Below are 1,779 nucleotides of genomic sequence, written 5' to 3'. Positions count from 1 at the left end.
CCCACACGAATTTTCAACGCCAACAAAAAATATTTTCCACGCCTGAATTTCCTCGCCAAGCGCTCTAGATCAAGACTTACATTCCCCTTCCAACGGTCGCCCTCAAGCAAAACGCGCTTCTTTTCGAAAATTTATCTTGCGCGCTAAACATTAGCGCTATACATTCTCTTCACACCTACTTAGCGCGCAAACAATTAGCGCACAAAACCACAACCAATGAGGCTCACACCATGCAAACTCTCTACACCGCAATCGCAACTTCCACTGGCGGCCGTGACGGTCGTGCGATCTCCAGCGACAACGTACTCGACGTCAAACTGGCCACCCCGAAAGAACTCGGCGGTGCTGGCGGTGCGGCGACCAACCCGGAGCAACTGTTCGCTGCCGGTTACTCGGCCTGCTTCATCGGCGCACTGAAATTCGTTGCCAGCCAGACCAAGCGCAAGATTCCTGACGACGCATCGATCACCGCCCATGTCGGCATCGGCCAGATCCCTGGCGGTTTCGGTCTGGACATCGATTTGCACATCAGCCTGCCGGGCCTGGAACAAGCCGACGCGCAGTCGCTGGTCGACGCCGCTCACCAGGTCTGCCCGTACTCCAACGCCACCCGTGGCAACGTCGATGTCCGTCTGCACGTGACTGTGTAATCACCCAAGCCCCCGGCCCGAACAAGGAAAAAATGAACATGAACTCCTTCAGCAAAGTCTTGACCGGTACCCTTCTCGCCCTGTCGGTACACAGCGCTTTCGCCGGTGATGTCGAACACAGCACCCAGGCATTCCTCGATGCGCTGAATTCAGGCAGCGGCAAGCCGATCGAGCAGCTGTCGCCCAAGGATGCCCGCGCCGTGCTGGTCGGCGCGCAGTCCGGGGTCAAGTTGACGTTGCCCAAAGCCGATGTCAGCGAGAAGACCATCCAGGTCGATGGCCAACCGCTGAGCCTGACCATCGTCCGGCCGGCCGGGGTCAAGGGTGAGCTGCCGGTGTTCATGTTCTTCCATGGCGGCGGCTGGGTGCTGGGGGACTTCCCGACTCACGAACGTCTGGTGCGCGATCTCGTGGTCGGTTCGGGTGCGGCGGCGGTGTTCGTCAACTACACCCCTTCGCCGGAAGCGCATTACCCGGTGGCGATCAACCAGGCCTACGCTGCGACCAAATGGGTGGCGGAACACGGTAAAGAGATCAATGTCGACGGCAAGCGCCTGGCCGTGGCCGGCAACAGCGTCGGCGGCAACATGGCCGCAGTGGTTGCGCTGATGGCCAAGGACAAGGGCACCCCGGCGATCAAATTCCAGGTACTGCTGTGGCCGGTGACCGATGCCAACTTCGACACCGGTTCGTACAACCAGTACGCCGAAGGGCACTTCCTCACCCGCAACATGATGAAGTGGTTCTGGGACAACTACACCACCGACGCCAAGCAGCGCAACGAGATCTACGCTTCACCGCTGCGCGCCACCACCGCGCAACTCAAAGGTCTGCCGCCTGCACTGGTGCAGACTGCCAGCGCCGACGTGTTGCGTGACGAAGGCGAAGCCTATGCGCGCAAACTCGATGAGGCCGGAGTACCGGTAACGTCGGTGCGGTTCAACGGCATGATCCACGATTACGGTTTGCTCAACGTGGTCAGCCAGGTACCGGCGGTGCGTTCGGCGATGTTGCAGGCGTCTGAAGAACTGAAGCAACACTTGAAGTAACCACCGTCCCATTGTGGGAGCGAGCCTGCTCGCGAAAGCGTCCCGTCAGACAGCGCTTCATTGAATGCCACACCGCATTC

At 59.6% G+C, this 1,779-nt stretch carries 2 protein-coding genes; both read left to right on the top strand.

What is annotated here, in order from left to right; all coding sequences use genetic code 11:
* The first annotated feature begins 230 nt into the window (after positions 1-230).
* Positions 231-650 (top strand): organic hydroperoxide resistance protein, encoded by a 420-nt coding sequence (locus F8N49_RS27545; protein WP_007940002.1) that lies wholly within the window; start codon positions 231-233, stop codon positions 648-650.
* A 38-nt stretch (positions 651-688) separates the two neighbouring features.
* Positions 689-1,699 (top strand): alpha/beta hydrolase, encoded by a 1,011-nt coding sequence (locus tag F8N49_RS27540; protein WP_151553295.1) that lies wholly within the window; start codon positions 689-691, stop codon positions 1,697-1,699.
* Positions 1,700-1,779: the final 80 nt, after the last annotated feature.

This window comes from Pseudomonas sp. GXM4, assembly GCF_008923895.1.
Classification (GTDB): domain Bacteria; phylum Pseudomonadota; class Gammaproteobacteria; order Pseudomonadales; family Pseudomonadaceae; genus Aquipseudomonas; species Aquipseudomonas atacamensis.
Note: the sequence above shows the minus strand (reverse complement) of the source record. Positions and strands in the feature narration are given on the sequence as shown.

Bases quoted from the DNA above. Each gene is read 5' to 3' on its own strand.
- F8N49_RS27545 (WP_007940002.1), top strand. From the start codon at position 231: ATGCAAACTCTCTACACCGCAATCGCAACTTCCACTGGCGGCCGTGAC.
- F8N49_RS27540 (WP_151553295.1), top strand. From the start codon at position 689: ATGAACTCCTTCAGCAAAGTCTTGACCGGTACCCTTCTCGCCCTGTCG.